General features: G+C 71.7%; 12 protein-coding genes and 1 pseudogene. 6 read left to right on the top strand and 7 right to left on the bottom strand.

Annotated features, from left to right (window positions below; all coding sequences use genetic code 11):
* Positions 1–35: 35 nt before the first annotated feature.
* The 3 genes and pseudogenes from ACFYXK_RS06745 to ACFYXK_RS06735 all read left to right on the top strand — a co-directional run bounded on the left by ACFYXK_RS06745 (position 36) and on the right by ACFYXK_RS06735 (position 2,369).
* Positions 36–1,580, top strand: a complete 1,545-nt coding sequence (locus ACFYXK_RS06745; protein ID WP_389410112.1) for an MFS transporter — start codon at positions 36–38, stop codon at positions 1,578–1,580.
* A 67-nt stretch (positions 1,581–1,647) separates the two neighbouring features.
* Positions 1,648–1,776 (top strand): annotated as a pseudogene (locus ACFYXK_RS06740) (IS30 family transposase); the annotation flags it as partial.
* 371 nt (positions 1,777–2,147) lie between these two features.
* Complete coding sequence (locus ACFYXK_RS06735) at positions 2,148–2,369, top strand: hypothetical protein (RefSeq protein ID WP_389410111.1); 222 nt, start codon at positions 2,148–2,150, stop codon at positions 2,367–2,369.
* 454 nt (positions 2,370–2,823) lie between these two features.
* On the opposite strand, the gene serA is transcribed toward ACFYXK_RS06735, so the two are convergent.
* From serA to ACFYXK_RS06705, 6 genes are all read right to left on the bottom strand, one after another.
* Positions 2,824–4,413 carry a phosphoglycerate dehydrogenase gene (gene serA, locus ACFYXK_RS06730; protein WP_389410110.1) on the bottom strand — a complete coding sequence of 530 codons (1,590 nt, stop codon included), beginning with the start codon at positions 4,411–4,413 and terminating at the stop codon, positions 2,824–2,826.
* 277 nt (positions 4,414–4,690) lie between these two features.
* Positions 4,691–5,692 carry a ketol-acid reductoisomerase gene (gene ilvC / locus ACFYXK_RS06725; RefSeq protein WP_383515431.1) on the bottom strand — a complete coding sequence of 334 codons (1,002 nt, stop codon included), beginning with the start codon at positions 5,690–5,692 and terminating at the stop codon, positions 4,691–4,693.
* A 124-nt stretch (positions 5,693–5,816) separates the two neighbouring features.
* Complete coding sequence (ilvN, locus tag ACFYXK_RS06720; protein ID WP_054223586.1) at positions 5,817–6,341, bottom strand: acetolactate synthase small subunit; 525 nt, start codon at positions 6,339–6,341, stop codon at positions 5,817–5,819.
* Between the two features lie 32 nt (positions 6,342–6,373).
* Positions 6,374–8,260 (bottom strand): acetolactate synthase large subunit, encoded by a 1,887-nt coding sequence (locus ACFYXK_RS06715; protein WP_383515434.1) that lies wholly within the window; start codon positions 8,258–8,260, stop codon positions 6,374–6,376.
* 204 nt (positions 8,261–8,464) lie between these two features.
* Positions 8,465–11,389 (bottom strand): putative bifunctional diguanylate cyclase/phosphodiesterase, encoded by a 2,925-nt coding sequence (locus ACFYXK_RS06710; RefSeq protein ID WP_389410109.1) that lies wholly within the window; start codon positions 11,387–11,389, stop codon positions 8,465–8,467.
* A gap of 282 nt (positions 11,390–11,671) precedes the next feature.
* Positions 11,672–12,619 carry a 2-hydroxyacid dehydrogenase gene (locus ACFYXK_RS06705; RefSeq protein ID WP_389410108.1) on the bottom strand — a complete coding sequence of 316 codons (948 nt, stop codon included), beginning with the start codon at positions 12,617–12,619 and terminating at the stop codon, positions 11,672–11,674.
* A gap of 79 nt (positions 12,620–12,698) precedes the next feature.
* Between ACFYXK_RS06705 and ACFYXK_RS06700 the strand changes: the two genes are divergently transcribed.
* The 3 genes from ACFYXK_RS06700 (at position 12,699) to ACFYXK_RS06690 (ending at position 15,288) form a co-directional block, all read left to right on the top strand.
* Positions 12,699–13,706 (top strand): aldo/keto reductase, encoded by a 1,008-nt coding sequence (locus ACFYXK_RS06700; RefSeq protein WP_389410107.1) that lies wholly within the window; start codon positions 12,699–12,701, stop codon positions 13,704–13,706.
* Positions 13,707–13,844: 138 nt separating this feature from the next.
* Complete coding sequence (locus ACFYXK_RS06695) at positions 13,845–15,068, top strand: PQQ-dependent sugar dehydrogenase (RefSeq protein WP_389410106.1); 1,224 nt, start codon at positions 13,845–13,847, stop codon at positions 15,066–15,068.
* A gap of 52 nt (positions 15,069–15,120) precedes the next feature.
* Positions 15,121–15,288 carry a DUF6191 domain-containing protein gene (locus ACFYXK_RS06690; RefSeq protein ID WP_389410251.1) on the top strand — a complete coding sequence of 56 codons (168 nt, stop codon included), beginning with the start codon at positions 15,121–15,123 and terminating at the stop codon, positions 15,286–15,288.
* Here the strand turns inward: ACFYXK_RS06690 and ACFYXK_RS06685 are convergent.
* Complete coding sequence (locus ACFYXK_RS06685; protein WP_389410105.1) at positions 15,254–18,310, bottom strand: AAA family ATPase; 3,057 nt, start codon at positions 18,308–18,310, stop codon at positions 15,254–15,256. The genes ACFYXK_RS06690 and ACFYXK_RS06685 overlap by 35 nt on opposite strands.
* Positions 18,311–18,317 lie beyond the last annotated feature (7 nt).

The following is an 18,317-nucleotide window of genomic DNA, read 5'->3' as shown; positions in this document are numbered from 1 at the left end:
AGACAAGCGTTTATGACACTTGTACATTGCTGCTCATGACGAACTCCGCAGCACGTCTCGCCGGCCGCCGGGAATGGACCGCCTTCACCGTTCTCCTGCTGCCCCTGCTCCTGGTCTCCATGGACGTCTCCGTCCTCTACTTCGCCATCCCGGCGATCACCCAGGAGCTCGACCCGAGCGCCACCCAGCAGCTCTGGATCTTCGACAGCTACGCCTTCGCCCTCGCGGGACTGCTCATCACCATGGGTTCCCTCGGCGACCGGATCGGCCGCCGCAAGCTGCTGCTGATGGGAGCGACCGCCTTCGGGCTCGCCTCCGCCGGCGCCGCCTACGCCACCAGCGCCGAGATGCTGATCGCGGCCCGCGTCCTGCTCGGCATCGGCGGCGCGACCCTGATGCCCTCCACGCTGGCGCTCGTGCGCAACCTCTTCCAGGACGCCAGGCAGCGCGGCCAGGCCATCGCCATCTGGTCCGGTGCCATGACCGGCGGGATCGCCCTAGGCTCGGTGCTCAGCGGCGTGCTGCTGAACCACTTCTGGTGGGGTTCGGTCTTTCTGATCAACGTGCCCGCGATGCTGCTCCTGCTGGCCCTCGTCCCGGTGCTGGTCCCCGAGTTCAAGGACCCGGCCCCCGGCCGCTTCGACCTGCTGAGCGTCCCGCTGTCGACGGCCGCCGTGCTCCCGGTCGTGTACGGCCTCAAGGAGATCGCCGCCGAGGGCGTCTCACCGCTCCACGCGCTCTCCGTGGCCGTGGGCCTGGCCTTCGGGTTCGTCTTCGTCCGCCGCCAGCGCAGCCGTGACGACGCCATGGTCGCCCGGGCCCTCTTCCGGGGCCGTGGATTCGGCGCGGGGATCGCCCTCAACACCATCGCCGCGTTCGCCATGATGGGCTCGGCCTACTTCACCACCCAGTACCTGCAGTCGGTGCTCGGCATGGGCACGCTGGAAGCCGCCCTGTGGAGCCTCGCCCCCTCGCTCGTCATCGGCGCCGCCGCCCCGGTCAGCGCCGCCCTGGCCCAGAAGACCGACCGGGCGTACGTCATCGCCGGCGGCTTCGTCCTCGCCGCCGGCGGGTTCACTCTGATCAGCCTGGTCGGCAGCGACTCGCTGTGGCTGCTGCTGACCGGCGCCGGCGTCCTGGCCTCGGGCCTCGTCACCGTGATGTCCCTGGTCTCCGACATGGCACTCGCCTCGGCGCCCGCCGAGAAGGCCGGTTCCGCCGCCTCCCTGCTGGAGACCGGCTCGGAGTTCGGCGGGGCGCTGGGCATGGCGGTCCTGGGCAGCCTGGGCACCGCCGTCTACCGCTCCGATCTGCCGGGTGCGGAGCCTGCCGTACGGGAGACCCTGGGCGGCGCCGTCGCCGCCGCCCACCAGCTCGGCGGTGCGGCGGGCGAGCAGGTACTGGCCCTGGCCCGCGAGGCCTTCGTCCACGGCATGCAGTACGCGGCCTGGGGCGGTGCGGCCCTGCTGCTCGCCGGCGGCGTCCTCGCAGTGGCCCTGACGCGGGGGCTCGGCGCCCCGGCCACGGCCGGGCAGCCCGCCGAACAGCCCGCCGGGCAGGCCGCGCCCCTCGCGGGCTGAGTCCCGTACGGCCGGACGGAGCAGCTCGCGGAACACGGCGAAGGGCCCGGGGAACCTTGAGTGCAGCCTGTCCGGCCACACCCGGGACCACCTCGACGCAGTCGCTGCCGAACTCAACAGCCGCCCACGCAAGGCGCTCGGCTGGGAAACCCCAGCCGAGCGCCTGTTCAAACTGCTCGCCACCACGCGTCGGTGATCACGGGTTGCAACGACCCCTGGGATTCGCCTATGAGCTGGGCCTTCGCCGTGGAGCGGGTGACGGGAATCGAACGCGCGCTCTGAGCTTGGGAAACACCGGGCCGTCACGGAGGGAGTTGACGCTGACCAGCGCAAACGGCCTCTGGTGATTAATCGCGAGGCGTCGCGCTTGACTGCTCTTGACCGCTGGGATCCGCTCTTTCTGGCACGGATGCGGCACGGGCTTCCATCCGCTCTGACGGGTCGCGTCACCGACCCCGCACCCGACAACACTGTCACCCGAATGGCCCAACATAACGTGCCACCCACATGGGTGAAGATCAGGCTGGCTAGTGCCCCAACCGAGGCAATCTGTGAAAGGCGAACCAAATGCGCATTCGACGAATCCTCGCCGCAGTCTTCGCCACGGCAGCCCTCGCCGGACTCGGCCTCACAGGCGCCGCCACCGCCGCCACCGCCACCGTCGGCAGCGTCACCCCGGCCAGCGTCACCCCGGGTGAGTGCACCGACAACGGCGGAACGATCGATCGGTCGACGCCCGTGCTCCCGACCTGCAGGGGCGGTATGTACGACGGGCAGACGGTCGACTAAACCCCACTAGGCCCGTTGCGAAAGTGGATCGTCGCCCCGCAGCCACGCGTTGCGGGGCGACTCCCTCGCGAGCGTTCTCCCTCGGCTGACGGCTCAACGTACCTGGGAGGCGTGACGATCGCACACGGGCCCGATGAGGTCGGCGGGAGCGGCTTTGGGCTGGAGCTGCCATGGGGCGAGAGATTGGGGCCCGTACGCTGGTCGCGAATCGGGCAGTCTCTAGGGCAGCAGCCTGTCCGGCCACACCCGGGACCACCTCGACGCAGTCGCCGCCGAACCCAACAGCCGCCCACGCAAGACGCTCGGCTGGGAAACCCCAGCCGAGCGCCTGTCTGAACTGCTCGCCACCACACGTCGGTGATCACGTGTGGCAACGACCCCTGGAATTCGCCGACTCCCCGGGCCCTTCGTCCGTTGCTGCGCGGCTGCCGGCGGCTGCCGCCCGCCAAGGGGTTCAGCCGAGGCTGACCGTACGCGCCGAGACGGCGCCGATCTCGGCGGAGATCTCCGCGACGACGTTCACCGGGACCTCGGCGTCGACCGTGAGGACGCCGAGCGCCTCGCCGCCCTCCTCGGCGCGGGCGACCTGCATGCCCGCGATGTTCAGGCCGGCCTCGCCGAGGATGCGGCCGACGGTGCCGACCACGCCCGGGCGGTCGGTGTAGCGCAGCACGAGCATCTGGTCGGCGAGCGCCAGGTCCACGTCGTACTCGCCGATGCCGACGATCTTCTGCAGGTGCTTCGGGCCGGCGAGGGTGCCGGAGACCGAGACCTCCTGGCCGTCCGACAGGGTGCCGCGCACGGTCACCACGTTGCGGTGGTCCGGGGACTCCGAGCTGGTGGTCAGGCGCACCTCGACACCGCGCTCCTGCGCGAACAGCGGGGCGTTGACGTAGGAGACCGTCTCGTCGACGACGTCCTCGAAGACGCCCTTGAGGGCCGAGAGCTCCAGCACCTTGACGTCGTGCTGGGTGATCTCGCCGCAGACCTCGACGTCGAGGCGGACCGCGACCTCGCCCGCGAGGGCGGTGAAGATGCGGCCGAGCTTCTCGGCGAGCGGCAGGCCCGGACGGACGTCCTCGGCGATGACGCCGCCCTGGACGTTGACCGCGTCCGGTACGAGCTCGCCGGCGAGCGCGAGGCGCACCGACTTGGCGACCGAGATGCCGGCCTTCTCCTGGGCCTCGTCCGTGGAGGCGCCCAGGTGCGGGGTGCAGACGACCTGGTCGAGCTCGAAGAGCGGGGAGTCCGTGCAGGGCTCCTTCGCGTACACGTCGAGGCCGGCGCCGGCGACGCGGCCCTCCTTGATGGCCGAGTACAGCGCGGCCTCGTCCACGATCCCGCCGCGCGCGGCGTTGACGATGCGGACGGACGGCTTCACCTTGTGCAGGGCCTCGTCCCCGATGAGACCGAGGGTCTCGGGGGTCTTCGGCAGGTGCACGGTGATGAAGTCGGCGACCTCGAGGAGCTCGTCCAGCGTCAGCATCTTGACGCCCATCTGGGCGGCGCGCGCGGGCTGTACGTAGGGGTCGTACGCGACGATCTTCATACCGAAGGCCGACATGCGCTGGGCGACCAGGACGCCGATGCGGCCGAGGCCGACGACGCCGAGGGTCTTCTCGCTGAGCTCGACGCCCGTGTACTTGTTCCGCTTCCACTCGCCGTTCTTCAGGGCGGTGTTGGCCTGCGGGATGTTGCGGGCCGAGGCGACGAGCAGGCCGCAGGCGAGCTCGGCGGCGGTCACGATGTTGGAGGTCGGGGCGTTCACGACCATCACGCCGGCCTTGGTGGCCGAGGAGACGTCGACGTTGTCGAGGCCGACACCGGCGCGGGCGACGACCTTCAGCTTCCTGGCGGCGGCGATGGCCTCCGCGTCGACCTTGGTCGCGGAGCGCACGAGGATGGCGTCGACGTCCACGATCGCGGGGAGCAGCTCCGCGCGGTCGGCTCCGTTGACGTGCCGGATCTCGAAGTCCGGGCCGAGCGCGTCCACCGTGGCGGGCGACAGCTCTTCGGCGATGAGTACGACAGGTTTCGAGCTCACGTGGGTCCTCACAAGTCCAGTGCGGACGGCCGTCCCGACGGCCGCAGGCGGTGGAGGGGGTAGCCGCGTGGAAGACGCACGACACTGTGGGCCTGACGCGTTGTGTTGAGCAGTGTAGTGGCGGATCCCGGCCGGAATTCCGCCTGTACGGAAGGATCACCCGTCCGGGGTTGGCCGGGGTGGACAAGCCGCCCCGAAGAGGGCCTGCATTCCGCCGAACCGGTGGTGCGCCGCGGGGCCGGGGCGGTGCGCCGCCCCGGCTCCCACGGCTGCGAGATCAGCTCTCGTCGCTGTCGACCCAGCTCATCAGCTTGCGCAGCTTCTTGCCGGTGGTCTCGAGCAGGTGTGCCTCGTCGGCCTTCTTGTACTCGTTGTACTTCGGCAGACCGGCCTTGTACTCGGCCATCCAGGTGTTGGCGAACTCGCCGCTCTGGATCTCGGCGAGGATCTGCTTCATCTCGGCCTTGGTGGCGTCCGTGATGATGCGGGGGCCGGTGATGTAGTCGCCCCACTCGGCGGTCTCGGAGACCGACCAGCGCATCTTCTCCAGGCCGCCCTCGTACATGAGGTCCACGATGAGCTTCAGCTCGTGCAGGCACTCGAAGTACGCGATCTCCGGCTGGTAGCCGGCCTCGGTCAGGGTCTCGAAACCGGCCTTGACCAGGGCGGAGGCGCCACCGCAGAGGACGGCCTGCTCACCGAACAGGTCGGTCTCGGTCTCCTCGGTGAAGGTGGTCTTGATGACACCGGCGCGGGTGCCGCCGATGCCGGCCGCGTACGAGAGCGCGAGGGCGAAGGCGCTGCCCGAGAAGTCCTGCTCGACGGCGGCGATGCAGGGCACGCCGCGGCCTTCCTCGTACTGGCGGCGGACCAGGTGGCCCGGGCCCTTCGGGGCGACCAGGGCGACGTCCACGTTGGCCGGGGGCTTGATGAAGCCGTAGCGGACGTTGAAGCCGTGGCCGAAGAAGAGCGCGTCGCCCTCCTCGAGGTGGTCCTTGATGGACTCCTCGTAGATCTCGGCCTGCAGCGGGTCCGGGGTCAGGATCATGATGACGTTGGCCCACGCGGCGGCCTCCGACACGGAGACGACCTTCAGACCCTGCTCCTCGGCCTTGGCCTTGGACTTCGAGCCCTCCTTCAGGCCGACGACGACGTCGACGCCGGAGTCACGCAGCGACAGCGCGTGGGCGTGGCCCTGGCTGCCGTAGCCGATGACCGCGACCTTGCGGCCCTGGATGATGGACAGGTCGGCGTCGTTCTCGTAGAACAGCTCGGCCACTGGGATATCTCCTTGGTGCGCTGGTGTTGCTCCCACCGTACGGCGGGGAACGTAGAGGAAGTTTCTTGGTCTCGCGATGCGAGAGGCAACGCGACGTCAGCGTGTTGCTCAGGCGCCCTGTTGCTCAGGCGCTGCGGTCGAGTGCGCGCAGGCTGCGGTCCGTGATGGACCGGCCGCCGCGCCCTATGGCGATCGTGCCGGACTGCACGAGCTCCTTGATGCCGAACGGCTCCAGCATCTTGAGCATCGCGCCGAGCTTGTCGGCACCGCCGGTGGCCTCGATGGTCACGGCCTCCGGGGAGACGTCGACCGTCTTGGCGCGGAACAGCTGGACGATCTCGATGATCTGGGACCGGGTCTCGTTGTCCGCCCGGACCTTCACCAGAACGAGTTCGCGTTCGATGGCGTTGTGCGGCTCCAGCTCGACGATCTTGAGCACGTTGACCAGCTTGTTCAGCTGCTTGGTCACCTGCTCCAGCGGGAGGTCCTCGACGTTCACGACGATGGTGATGCGCGAGATGTCGGGGTGCTCGGTGACGCCGACCGCGAGCGAGTCGATGTTGAACCCGCGGCGGGAGAACAGCGCGGCGATCCGGGCGAGGATGCCGGGCGTGTTCTCGACCAGGACGGAGAGCGTGTGCTTGGACATGTGAGTCGTTCTCTCTCTCAGGCTCTCTCGGCTCAGTCGTCTTCGTTGTCGCCGAAGTCGGGACGGACGCCCCGGGCTGCCATGACCTCGTCGTTGGAGGTGCCGGCGGCGACCATCGGCCACACCATGGCGTCCTCGTGGACGATGAAGTCGATCACGACGGTACGGTCGTTGATCGCGTTGGCCTCGGCGATGACCTTGTCCAGGTCGGCCGGGTCCTCGCAGCGCAGCGCCACGCAGCCCATGGCCTCGGACAGCTTCACGAAGTCCGGGACGCGGGTGCCCTTGCGGGGGGCGGTGGACTCGCCGAGCTGGGAGCCGACGGTGTCGTGGCCCGTCTCGTCCGCGTGCAGGACGGTGTTGGAGTACCGCTGGTTGTAGAACAGGGTCTGCCACTGGCGGACCATGCCCAGCGCACCGTTGTTGATGATCGCGACCTTGATCGGGATGTTGTTCAGCGCGCAGGTGACCAGTTCCTGATTGGTCATCTGGAAGCAACCGTCGCCGTCGATCGCCCAGACCGTGCGGTCCGGCATGCCGACCTTGGCGCCCATCGCGGCCGGGACCGCGTAGCCCATGGTTCCGGCGCCGCCGGAGTTCAGCCAGGTGCGGGGCTCCTCGTAGTTGACGAAGTGCGAGGCCCACATCTGGTGCTGGCCGACGCCGGCCGCGTAGATGGTGTGCTCGGGCGCGAGTTCGCCGATGCGCTGGATGACCTGCTGCGGCGAGAGCATGCCGTCCGCGGGGGTCTCGTAGCCGAGCGGGTAGGTCTCGCGCCAGCGGCTGAGGTCCTTCCACCAGGCGGAGTAGTCCCCGGCGTTGCCCTCCGTGTGCTCGGCCTGGACCGCCTGGATCAGGTCGGCGATGACCTCGCGGGCGTCACCGACGATCGGGACGTCGACCTCGCGGTTCTTGCCGATCTCGGCCGGGTCGATGTCCGCGTGGATGACCTTGGCGAACGGGGCGAAGCTGTCCAGCTTGCCGGTGACGCGGTCGTCGAAGCGGGTGCCGAGCGCGATCAGCAGGTCCGACTTCTGCAGGGCGGTGACGGCCGTGACCGCACCGTGCATGCCCGGCATGCCCACGTGCAGCGGGTGGCTGTCGGGGAAGGAGCCCAGCGCCATCAGGGTGGTGGTGACCGGGACGCCGGTCAGCTCGGCGAGGACCTTCAGTTCGGCGGTCGCGCCGGACTTCATGATGCCGCCGCCGACGTACAGGACCGGGCGCTTGGCCTGGCAGATGAGCTTGGCGGCCTCGCGGATCTGCTTGGCGTGCGGCTTGGTGACCGGCCGGTAGCCCGGGAGGTCCTGCGAGGGCGGCCAGGTGAAGGTGGTCTTCGCCTGCAGGGCGTCCTTGGCGATGTCGACCAGGACCGGGCCGGGACGGCCGGTGGAGGCGATGTGGAAGGCCTCGGCGATCGTCTTCGGGATGTCCTCGGCCTTGGTGACCAGGAAGTTGTGCTTGGTGATCGGCATCGTGATGCCGACGATGTCCGCCTCCTGGAAGGCATCGGTGCCGATCGCCTTGGAGGAGACCTGGCCGGTGATCGCGACGAGCGGCACGGAGTCCATGTGCGCGTCGGCGATCGGGGTGACCAGGTTGGTGGCGCCCGGGCCGGAGGTGGCCATGCAGACACCCACCTTGCCGGTGGCCTGTGCATAGCCGGTCGCAGCGTGGCCGGCGCCCTGCTCGTGGCGGACCAGGATGTGGCGCACCTTGGTGCTGTCCATCATCGGGTCGTACGCCGGGAGGATGGCCCCGCCCGGGATTCCGAAGACGGTGTCGCACCCCACCTCTTCGAGAGAGCGGATGAGGGACTGCGCACCCGTGACGTGCTCAACTGCGGCGGGCTGGTGTCCGCCGGAACGGGGCCGCGGCTGCGGATGGTGGGCCCCGGTGGCCTGCTCGGTCATCGGCATTCTCTTCTCGAGGCTGAGGGTTTTACGAGGATTCGAAGGTGTGCCAGTGCAACAAAAAACCCCTCGTGCCAGGAGGCAAGCGAGGGGAGCGCGTCGGGTGTGCGGAGCGGGGACATGATGGCCCCAGCTTCAGCCGACGCGCTTTCCAAGTACGAGAATTCGGGTGCGCATGGCACTGACCCTCCCTCCGGCGGGAGGGGGATGTCAAGCGGGTGGGACGGGCGTCTCATTATGTGAGCCTCTACGGATGGCCATCGAGCCCCCGGACGAACCACCGGCCAAGGCAGGCTGGGCCGCCCCGCCCGGTACTGGGAACGTACCGCGCACGAGCGCGCGGCGCAGCCTGTACTCGTCGAGCGGGCCGGAAAAGGCCGCTCCCTGGCCATGTGTGCAGCCCATCGCGCGCAGTGCCATGACCTGCTCGGGGAGGTCCACCCCGTCGGCCACCGACTGCATGCCCAGATCATTTGCAATGCGCAACAAACCGGCGGTGATCTTGTGGAGTCGGGCGGACTCGACCACGCCCTCGACCAGGCCTCTGTCCAGCTTCAGGACGTCCACGGGGAGCCGGCGCAGGGCGCTGATGGCCGCGTAGCCGCTGCCGAAGCCGTCCAGGGCGATCAGGACCCCGAGGCGGCGCAGGGCCGCCAGGCGCCGCTCCAGCTCGTCGAAGGGGACTCTGGGGTCGCTGTCGGCCAGTTCGATCACCAAGGCCCCGGACGGCAGCCCGTGGCGGTTCAGCAGGGCCTCCACGGAGCCGAGCGGCGCGACTCCCCCGGCTGCCGCCGGCCCCAGGTCCAGCAGCCGCTGCGCGCTCATCCGGACGGCCACCGGTACGTCGTGCCCGATCCGGTGCCGCTCGGCGGCCTGCCCCACGGCCTCCTCCAGCAGCCAGCGCCCCAGCTCGGCGGCCCGGGTGGGTACGCCCCCGGGGAGCCCGCCGCGACCGTCCGGCCCCGCCGCCGCGCCCTCGCTGTACTCGGCCACCCGGAGGAATTCCGCCGGGGTGAACAGGATCCCCTGGGCCGAGCGCCAGCGGGCCTGCGCCGCAACGGCCGTGACCTCGCCGCTCGCCAGCGAGACCACCGGCTGGTGCAGCAGGGCGAACTCCCCGTCGTGCAGCGCGGTGCGCAGCCGCCCGGCGAGCTCCGCCTTCCGTACGACCTCGGCCTGCATCTGGGGCGCGTACAGCTCGACCCGGTCCTTGCCGCCCGCCTTGGCGCGGTACATCGCGAGATCCGCGTTGCGCATCAGGTCCGAAGGGGTGATGCCGGGGTCGGCGAAGGCCACGCCGATGCTGGCGGCGACCCGGACCTCGCTGCCGGCGATCCGGTACGGCTGGGACAGGGTGGTGCGCAGCCGGTCCGCGATCTCGTGCACCTGGTACTCGCGGGCACTGCGGTCGCGGCTGCCGTCGCCCAGGATCAGCGCCGCGAACTCGTCGCCGCCGAGGCGGGCGGCGGTGTCCCCGGCGCGCACCGAGTCCTGGAGCCGGTGCGCGGCCTCGATGAGCAGCTCGTCGCCCGCCTGGTGGCCGATGGTGTCGTTGACCGCCTTGAAGCCGTCGAGGTCGATGAAGAGCACGGCGGTGCTGTGGTCCCCCGCGCGCCGGCCGGTCAGGGCCTGGCGGACCCGGCGGGTGAACAGGGCCCGGTTGGGCAGGTCGGTCAGCGGATCGTGCTCGGCGCTGTGCTGGAGCTGGGCTTGGAGGCGGACCCGCTCGGTGACGTCCCGGCTGTTGAGGATGAGGCCGCCCTGGTGGCGGTTGACGGTCGACTCCACGTTGAGCCATTCGCCGCTGCCCGACTTGAAGCGGCATTCGATGCGGGTGGTCGGCTCCTCCGCGGGCGGTGCGGCGAGGAAGCGGCGTACCTCGTGGACCACCCGGCCCAGGTCGTGCGGGTGGATCAGGCTGGCGAGCTCGGTGCCGACGAGCTCCTCGGCCTCGCGCCCGTAGACCCCGGCCGCAGCCGGGCTGACGTAGCGCAGGGTCCCGGTGGGTGCGGCGATCATGATGACGTCGCTGGAGCCCTGGACCAGGGAGCGGAAGTGGTTCTCCTTCTGGGCCAGTTCCTGCGTCAGCGCGATGTTGTCGATGAGCATGATGCCCTGCCGGATGACGAGGGCGAGCACGACCGTGCAGCCGGTGAAGACGACCACCCGGTCGACCTTCCGGCCGTCGACGACGTTGTACAGGATGCCCAGGGTGCAGACGGCCGCCGCGAGGTACGGCGTGAGGGCGGGCAGCGAACCGCTGATGGGGCGGCTGACGGGGCGGTCGGCGCGCGGGAGCCCGGGCGCCGCCGGTGCCGGGTGGATGCGCCGGGCGCCCCAGGGTGCGTACGCGAGCAGCAGCGAGCCGGCGAACCAGCCGGCGTCGAGCAGCTGCCCGGACTGGTACTCGGCGCTCAGCAGCGGCGAGGTGAACAGGGCGTCGCTGAGCACGGTCAGGGCCAGGGCCGCGATGGCGGTGTTGACGGCCGAGCGGTTGGCCTCGGAGCGCCGGAAGTGCAGGACCAGCACCATGGAGACGAGCGCGATGTCCAGCAGCGGGTAGGCGAGGGACAGCGCGGCGCGCGGGACGCTGCCGGGGGCTCCGGACTGGGCGGTGCGCGCCGCGTGCGCGAGGGCCAGGCTCCAGGACAGGGTGAGCAGGGAGCCGCCGATGAGCCAGGAGTCGAGCCCGAGGCAGACCCAGCCGGCGCGGGTGACCGGGCGTTTGGCGAGGACGAGCAGGCCCACGATGGCGGGCGGCGCGAAGCAGAGGAACGCGAAGTCGGCGATGGAGGGCTTCGGCACGGCCTCGCCGAGGATCACCTCGTACCAGCCCCAGACGGCGTTGCCGCAGGCTCCCATGAGGGAGGAGAACGCGAAGAGCAGCCAGGCCGGGCGCTCGCGGCTGTCGATGACCCGTGCGTAGGTGTAGCAGGAGACGGCGGCGAGCAACGCGGCGGCGCTGAGCCCGAAGTCGCCCATGATCTCGGCGAGTTCCTCGGAGCCCCAGCCGAGGGCGGCACCGACGGCGTACCCGCCGCTGACCACGGCGAGGAGCAGCTGCATCGCCAGGCTCCTGCCACCGCCGCCCGGGACGGGCTGCCTGGTCAGCAGCGCCGCCCCCGGGGCACTCACCGGTCCCCCTCGCCGGCTGGTTCCGGTGCAGCCCAGTCCCGGCTGCGTCGCCTCCGGCGGCTGTGCCGCATCGGATCCTTCGTCCATTGGCCGTACATCGCCCGTCGCCCCCCAAAGTGTCCGATCACTCCCCAGCGCCAGACGAACGCGCTGCAGCCCCTTGTTCCGGACGATACACCACTTTCGTCACTCAGGGACATAGATGGTCTACTCTCCGTTACCACGCGGGGAGTTGTGGCCACTGTGCGCGTCCGGACGGATGCGGAGCGTGCGCACAGCGCGTCACCCGGTGATCAGGACCGTGTTCTCGACGGGCTCCCCGGCGGCGAACCGGTGCAGCTGGCGGGCCACCAGGCGTTTGGCCCGCGGGGCGAACGCCGTGCTGCTGCCGCCGACGTGAGGCGTGATCAGGACATTCGGAGCATGCCAGAGCGGATGGCCGGCGGGCAGCGGTTCCGGGTCGGTGACGTCGAGTGCCGCGCGCAGCCGGCCCGACTCCAGTTCCGCCAGCAGCGCTGCGGTGTCGGCGACGGGGCCGCGCGCCACGTTCACCAGCAGGGCGTCCTCCTTCATCCGGGCGAGGAAGGCGGCGTCGACCAGGCCCCGCGTCTCGTCGGTCAGCGGCATGGACAGGATCACCACGTCGGCCTGCGGGAGGAGCCGGGGCAGGTCGGCGTGTGCGTGCACCGGCCCGCGCGTGGTGGTGCGCGCCGAGCGTGCGACCCGTGTGACCCGCGCGCACTCGAAGGGCGCGAGCCGGTCCTCGATGGCCGCGCCGATCGATCCGTACCCGACGATGAGTACGGACCTGTCGGCCAGGGCGTCGTAGAAGCCGCCGTGCCACTCCTCGCGGTCCTGGCCGCGCACCATGCCGGGGATGCCGCGCAGCGAGGCGAGGGTGAGGGTGAGCGCCAGCTCGGCGGTGCTCGCCTCGTGGACGCCGCGTGCGTTGCACAGCCGTACGCCGGGGCGCAGGAGGTCGAGGCCGCCCAGCACGTGGTCGATGCCCGCGGTCAGCGTCTGCACGACCTCGAGGTCCGGCATGACGGCCAGCGGGCGCAGGGTGACCTCGGCGGACTTCATGTACGGGGTGACGTAGAAGACGCAGGCGGCCGGATCGGCCGGGAAGGTGTCCTCACCGTCCCAGTGGCGGTAGCGGAAGGTGTCGGGGAGGCCCTCGATCTCCTCGGCGGGGAACGGGAGCCAGACGTCCGCTGTCTTTGCAGTCATGATCACGAGGCTATGCCAAGGCCAAAGGATCCTGATCAAGCCGTTAGTTTGTTTGCCGGACCGGGAGGGGGACGCACGGGTGGAGCGCAGGTCGATCGGGGCGGGGGCGCTGACGGTGGGCGCCGTCGGGCTCGGGTGCATGCCGATGAGCTGGGCGTACGCGCCCTCGCGGCGCCGCGGCGAGGAGTCGCTGGCCACGGTGCACACCGCGCTGGACCTGGGGGCGAACCTGCTGGACACCGCCGACCTGTACGGGCCGTTCACCAATGAGCTGCTGCTGGGGCGGGTACTGCGGGAGCGGCGGGCGGAGGCGTTCGTGTCGGCCAAGGTGGGGCTGCGGGCGGGCGAGCAGCACGTGGTGGCGGACGGCCGGCCCGGTTACATGCGGCGGGCCTGCGACGCCTCGCTGCGGCGGCTGCGGACGGACGTCATAGACCTCTACCAGCTGCACCGGGTCGATCCCGACGTCCCGGTGGAGGAGACCTGGGGGGCGATGGCGGAGCTGGTGGGCGCCGGGAAGGTGCGGGCGCTCGGGTTCTGCGCGCTGGGCGCGGGGGCCGGGCCGGGGGCGGGACGGCGCGGGGACCGGGCGTACCGGGTGACCTTGGGGCACCTGGAGCGGGTCCAGCAGGTGTTCCCGGTGAGCGCGGTGCAGGCGGAGCTGTCGGTGTGGTCCCCGGAGGCGGCGCGGCAGCTGCTGCCGTGGTGTGCGGCGCGCGGGGTGGGGTTCCTGGCGGCGATGCCGCTGGGCAGCGGGTTCCTGACCGGGACGCTCAGGCCGGGCGAGGGCTTCGAGTGGGAGGACGTACGGGCGCGCCATCCGCGGTTCACGGCGGAGTCGATGGCGGCGAACCAGGTGCTGGTGGCGGGGCTGCGGCGGGTGGCGCGGCGGCTCGGGCCGCAGGTGACGGCGGCGCAGGTGGCGCTGGCGTGGGTGCTGGCGCAGGGGCCGCAGGTGGTGCCGGTGCCGGGGGCCGACCGGGCGCACTGGGCGGCGGAGAACGCGGGGGCGGCGCAGCTCCGACTGACGGCCGGGGACCTGGCCGAGATCGCGGCCCTGCCGGCGGCGGTGGGAGCCTGGGACTGAGCGGGGCCCGGGTCCGGGGCCGCAGCCGGCTCCGGGACAACCACTCGATCGGGTGTACGAGTGGTGGAACTTCGGGAACTGCCGCAGCTGTTGAGACAGATGAAAGGCACGATCGCAGGACCGGAGGGGAGCAGGACGATGCGATACGGACAGGCGCACAAGCCGTACGAGGGCCCGCGGCCCCGGACCCGTGGAGTGCTGGCGGCCTTCGCCCTGGCCGGATGCGGGGCTCTGCTGGCGGCGGGCTGCGCACCGGCGGGCGCGCCCGGCGGCAAGGCGGGCACCTCGCCACCCCGCGCGGCACCCACGGCGTCGGAGGCCGGCCCGGCGGGCTCCCCGTCCGGTTCCTCGGAAGCCCCGCCGCCGGCCAAGGGCTCCGTGACGGTGGCGGGCGAGATCGCCAAGGACCTGGAGTCCCCGTGGGGCGTGGCCCCGCTGCCCGACGGGGACCTGCTGGTCGCCTCGCGCGACAAGGGGACGATCAGCAGGGTCGCGGCCGCCACCGGCAAGGTGACGCCGATCGGCAAGGTGCCCGGGGTGGCCCCGGGTGGGGAGGGCGGGCTGCTGGGGCTCGCGCTGTCGCCCGCGTTCGCCTCGGACCGCATGGTGTACGCGTACTTCACGACGGAGTCCGACAACCGCATCGCCCGGATGCGCTACGACGAGCAGAGGGACGCCGGTCAGCAACTGGGGGCGCCGGACACGGTGTTCCGGGGCATCCCCAAGGGCCTGGTCCACAACGGCGGGCGGATCGCCTTCGGCCCGGACAAGATGCTCTACGCGGGGACGGGCGAGACCGGCGACACCGGCCTCGCGCAGGACAAGAAGTCGCTGGGCGGCAAGATCCTGCGGATGACCCCGGACGGGCAGCCGGTGCACGGGAATCCGGAGGCCGACTCCGTCGTCTACTCCTACGGGCACCGCAACGTGCAGGGCCTGGCCTGGGACAAGGACAAGCGGCTGTGGGCGGCCGAGTTCGGCCAGAACACCTGGGACGAGCTGAATCTGATCGAGCCCGGTGCGAACTACGGCTGGCCGGAGGCCGAGGGGAAGGCGGGCAAGCCCGGCCTGCGTGATCCGGTGGCCGTGTGGAAGACCGACGAGGCCTCGCCGAGCGGGATCGCCTGGGCGCAGGGCTCGGTGTGGATGGCCGGGCTGAAGGGCGAGCGGCTGTGGCGGATCCCGCTGGCCGGGGCGCATCCGCTGGCCGAGCCGGAGGCCTTCCTGACGGGGAAGTACGGCCGGCTGCGCACGGTGATCGCCCTCGGCGGGGACAGATTGCTGCTGGTCACGAGCGAGACGGACGGGCGCGGATCGCCGGAGGCGGGCGACGACAGGATCCTGACACTGACGGTGCGGTAACCGACGGGTCCCCGGTGGGGGGGCGGAAGGCACGGTGGGCGCGGTGTTCAACATGATCGAGGAGCTGTTCAACCCGGGGCGCAAGCACACGGACGAGGAGAAGAAGCGGCTGGAGCTGTCCCGGACCGACGTGAACGACGGCGATCCGGGACGCGGTCCGATAGACCTCGACTCCGGCAAGGTGCTCATACGCCCGTCGGAGCAGCCCCCGCAGGAGTGAGGGGCGGCGCGAACAGCCGCAGCCGGTGGGCGAGGGCCGCTGCCTCGCCGCGGCCGGCGACGCCCAGCTTGGCCAGGATGTTCGAGACGTGCACGCTGGCCGTCTTCGGGGAGATGAAGAGTTCCTCGGCGATCTGGCGGTTGCTGTTGCCCGCCGCGACCAGGCGCAGTACGTCCCGCTCGCGGCTGGTCAGGCCCAGGGCCTCGACGGGGTCGGTGTCCGGTGCGGGCAGGGCCGGGGGTGTGTCGGCCTCGGTGAGCGGGAGCCGGGCGCGCTGGGCGAGCAGGGCCAGGTCCTCGCGGAGCCTGCGGGAGCCGAGCCGGTCCGCGGTGGCGTAGGCCTCGCGGAGCAGCGCGGCGGCGGTCTCGCGGCAGCCGCCGGAGGCCAGCAGGGCCTCGGCGAGCCGGTGGCGGGCGCGGGCCAGCAGGTACGGGCGCTCCAGCAGGCGGACGGCCTGCTCGACGGCGGCCCAGTCGGTGGCGGTGTCCCGGTCCTCGGCCCGCAGCAGCTCGGCGCGGAAGAACTCGGCGTGGGCGGTCCACACGGGCACCGGCGTGGCCAGGGCGCGGGCGGCGCCGCGGAGCACGGCCAGGGCGGCTTCGCGGCCGGCGTCGGCGACGGGGAGTCCCCGGGCGTCCGCCTCGGCGGAGGCGGCGGCGAGCAGCAGCGGCCAGGCGTAGCGGTGGTGGCCGAGCGGGAAGCCGTAGGCGACCGCGTCCGCGATCTCCGCGCGGACGTCGGCGATCCGGCCCTCCCCCGCGGCCACGCCGACCGCGAGGCGGTAGAGCGGTATGCGGTGCTGGGGCTGGCTGTCGTGGGTGCCGAAGTGGGCGTGGGCGGCGGCGAGCCGGGCGGTCGCCTCGGTCATTTCGCCGCGCGCCAGGGCCAGGTAGGACAGCCGTGCGGAGGCGGAGCCGCGCGGGGCCGCGCTCTGGCCGACGCTCAGGGCGCGCCGGGCCGCTTCGGCGGCCTCGTCCCAGCGGCCGAGGTTGTACAGGCTCTCCGCCATGTTTCCGCTGAGCCAGGCCTCGGTGTCCAGCAGCCGGGACTTCTTGACGAGTTCGACCCCTTGTTCGGCCAGTTCCACGGCTTCGCGGGAGTGGCCCGTGCTTTCCAGATGAGAGGTGAGGTTGATATGTGCACGTCCTGCCAGCATGACGAGCCCCAGTTCCGTGGCCCGCTCCCGGACCGCCTGCATCTCGGCGAGGCCGCGCTCGGCGTCGCCGGAGTCGGTGAGCAGGCAGCCCACCGTGATCCGGGCGTTGAGCTCGATCTCCTCGGCCCCGAGCATGCGGGCGTAGTCCACGGCGCGCTCTGCGGCGTCGAGGTTGCCGGGGCCCGGGTCGTGGATCATGCCCCAGCCGGCGGCCCGGACCAGGACCTCGGCGTGCACCTGGGACGGGGGCAGCCCCTTGACGAGCTCCTGGGCCCTGGCGAGCTCCTCCCAGCCGTCGCCGCGGCCGAGGCTGGCGACGAGCCGGGATCGCTCGGTCCAGAACCAGGCGGCCCGCAGCGGGTCCTGGTCCTCCTCCAGCAGCCGCAGCGCCGTCTTGGTGATCTTCAGGGCGCGTTCGCGTTCGCCGCCGAAGCGGGCGGCGACGGTCGCCTCGGCCAGCAGGTCGAGCCGTTGCAGCGGGGTGGTGGCCGGGTCGCAGCCGCACGGAGGGTACACATCGGTGTAGTCCACCGGACGCAGCGCCTCGCGGACCTCCTCCGGCGCGCTCTCCCACAGGTCCAACGCCCGCTCCAGCAGCCGCAGTTGTTCGGAGTAGGCGTGCCGGCGGCGGGCGGCGACCGAGGCGGCGAGGACGGCGGGCAGCGCCTTGGCGGCGTCGTTGGCCTGGTACCAGTAGCTGGCCAGCCGGATGACCCGCTCCTCGGCGCGGATCAGCGAGCCGTCGGCCTCCATGGCCTCGGCGTAGCGGCGGTTGACGCGGGCGCGCTCGCCGGGCAGCAGGTCGTCGCTGACGGCCTCGCGGACCAGCGAGTGGCGGAAGCGGTAGCCGTCCCCGTCGGTGGTGGCGAGGAGGATGTTGGCGCCGACGGCGGCCCGCAGGGCCTCGATCAGCTCGTCCTCCGTCAGCCCGGCGACGGCGCGCAGGAGCGGGTACTCCACGGTGGAGCCGCCCTCGGCGACGATGCGCACCACCCGCTGGGCGGCGTCCGGCAGCACCTCGACGCGGACGAGCAGCAGGTCGCGCAGGGACTCGGGGAGTCCGGCGCGGCAGCCGCTCTCCTGGCAGGCGGCGAGCTCCTCGACGAAGAAGGCGTTGCCGTCGGAGCGGTCGAAGACGGAGTCCACGAAGGCCTCGTCGGGCTGCGCGGCGAGGATGCCGGCGAGCTGGCGGCGCACCTCGGCCCGGTTGAAGCGGGGCAGTTCGATGCGCTGGACGGTGCGGAGCCGGTCCAGTTCGGCGAGCAGCGGGCGCAGCGGGTGGCGGCGGTGGACGTCGTCGGCCCGGTAGGTGGCGACGACGACGAGCCGGCCGCTGGCGAGGGTGCGGAAGAGGTAGGAGAGCAGGTGCCGGGTGGAGGTGTCCGCCCAGTGCAGGTCCTCCAGGACGAGGACGACGGTGCGGTCCGCGGCGAGGCGCTCCAGCATCCGGGCCGTCAGTTCGAAGAGCCGGGCGGTGCTCTCCTCGTCGTGCGGGCCGCGGGGGGTGTCGCCGAGTTCGGGGAGGATCCGGGCGAGTTCGTCCTCCTGGCCGGCGGCCGCGGCCGCCAACTCCCCCGGGAGCTGCCGGTGCAGGGTGCGCAGGGCCGTCGAGAACGGGGCGAAGGGAAGCCCCTCCGCCCCGATCTCCACGCAGCCTCCGACGGCCACGACCGCACCGCGGCGGGCCGCTTCGCAGAGGAACTCCTCGGTGAGGCGGGTCTTTCCGACCCCGGCCTCGCCCCCGATGAGCATCGCCTGCGGCTCCCGGCCGGCGGCGCGGGCCAATGCGTCGGTGAGTACGGCCAGTTCGTCGGCTCGGCCGACGAACACCGGGCTGACAGATCTGGTCTCCACGTCGCCGAGCATCGCACAG

Origin of the sequence: Streptomyces sp. NPDC002209, assembly GCF_042890265.1 — a bacterium.
Lineage (GTDB): Bacteria > Actinomycetota > Actinomycetes > Streptomycetales > Streptomycetaceae > Streptomyces.
The sequence above is the reverse complement of the archived record's forward strand: the minus strand, read 5'-3'. Positions and strand labels throughout refer to the sequence as shown.

Excerpts from the sequence above, each read along its gene's own strand:
- ACFYXK_RS06690 (WP_389410251.1), top strand. The coding sequence starts at position 15,121 with ATGATCGAGGAGCTGTTCAACCCGGGGCGCAAGCACACGGACGAGGAG.
- ilvN (WP_054223586.1), bottom strand. The coding sequence starts at position 6,341 with ATGTCCAAGCACACGCTCTCCGTCCTGGTCGAGAACACGCCCGGCATC.
- ACFYXK_RS06705 (WP_389410108.1), bottom strand. The coding sequence starts at position 12,619 with ATGACTGCAAAGACAGCGGACGTCTGGCTCCCGTTCCCCGCCGAGGAG.
- ACFYXK_RS06685 (WP_389410105.1), bottom strand. The coding sequence starts at position 18,310 with ATGCTCGGCGACGTGGAGACCAGATCTGTCAGCCCGGTGTTCGTCGGC.
- ACFYXK_RS06715 (WP_383515434.1), bottom strand. The coding sequence starts at position 8,260 with ATGCCGATGACCGAGCAGGCCACCGGGGCCCACCATCCGCAGCCGCGG.
- ACFYXK_RS06745 (WP_389410112.1), top strand. The coding sequence starts at position 36 with ATGACGAACTCCGCAGCACGTCTCGCCGGCCGCCGGGAATGGACCGCC.
- ACFYXK_RS06735 (WP_389410111.1), top strand. The coding sequence starts at position 2,148 with ATGCGCATTCGACGAATCCTCGCCGCAGTCTTCGCCACGGCAGCCCTC.
- ACFYXK_RS06695 (WP_389410106.1), top strand. The coding sequence starts at position 13,845 with ATGCGATACGGACAGGCGCACAAGCCGTACGAGGGCCCGCGGCCCCGG.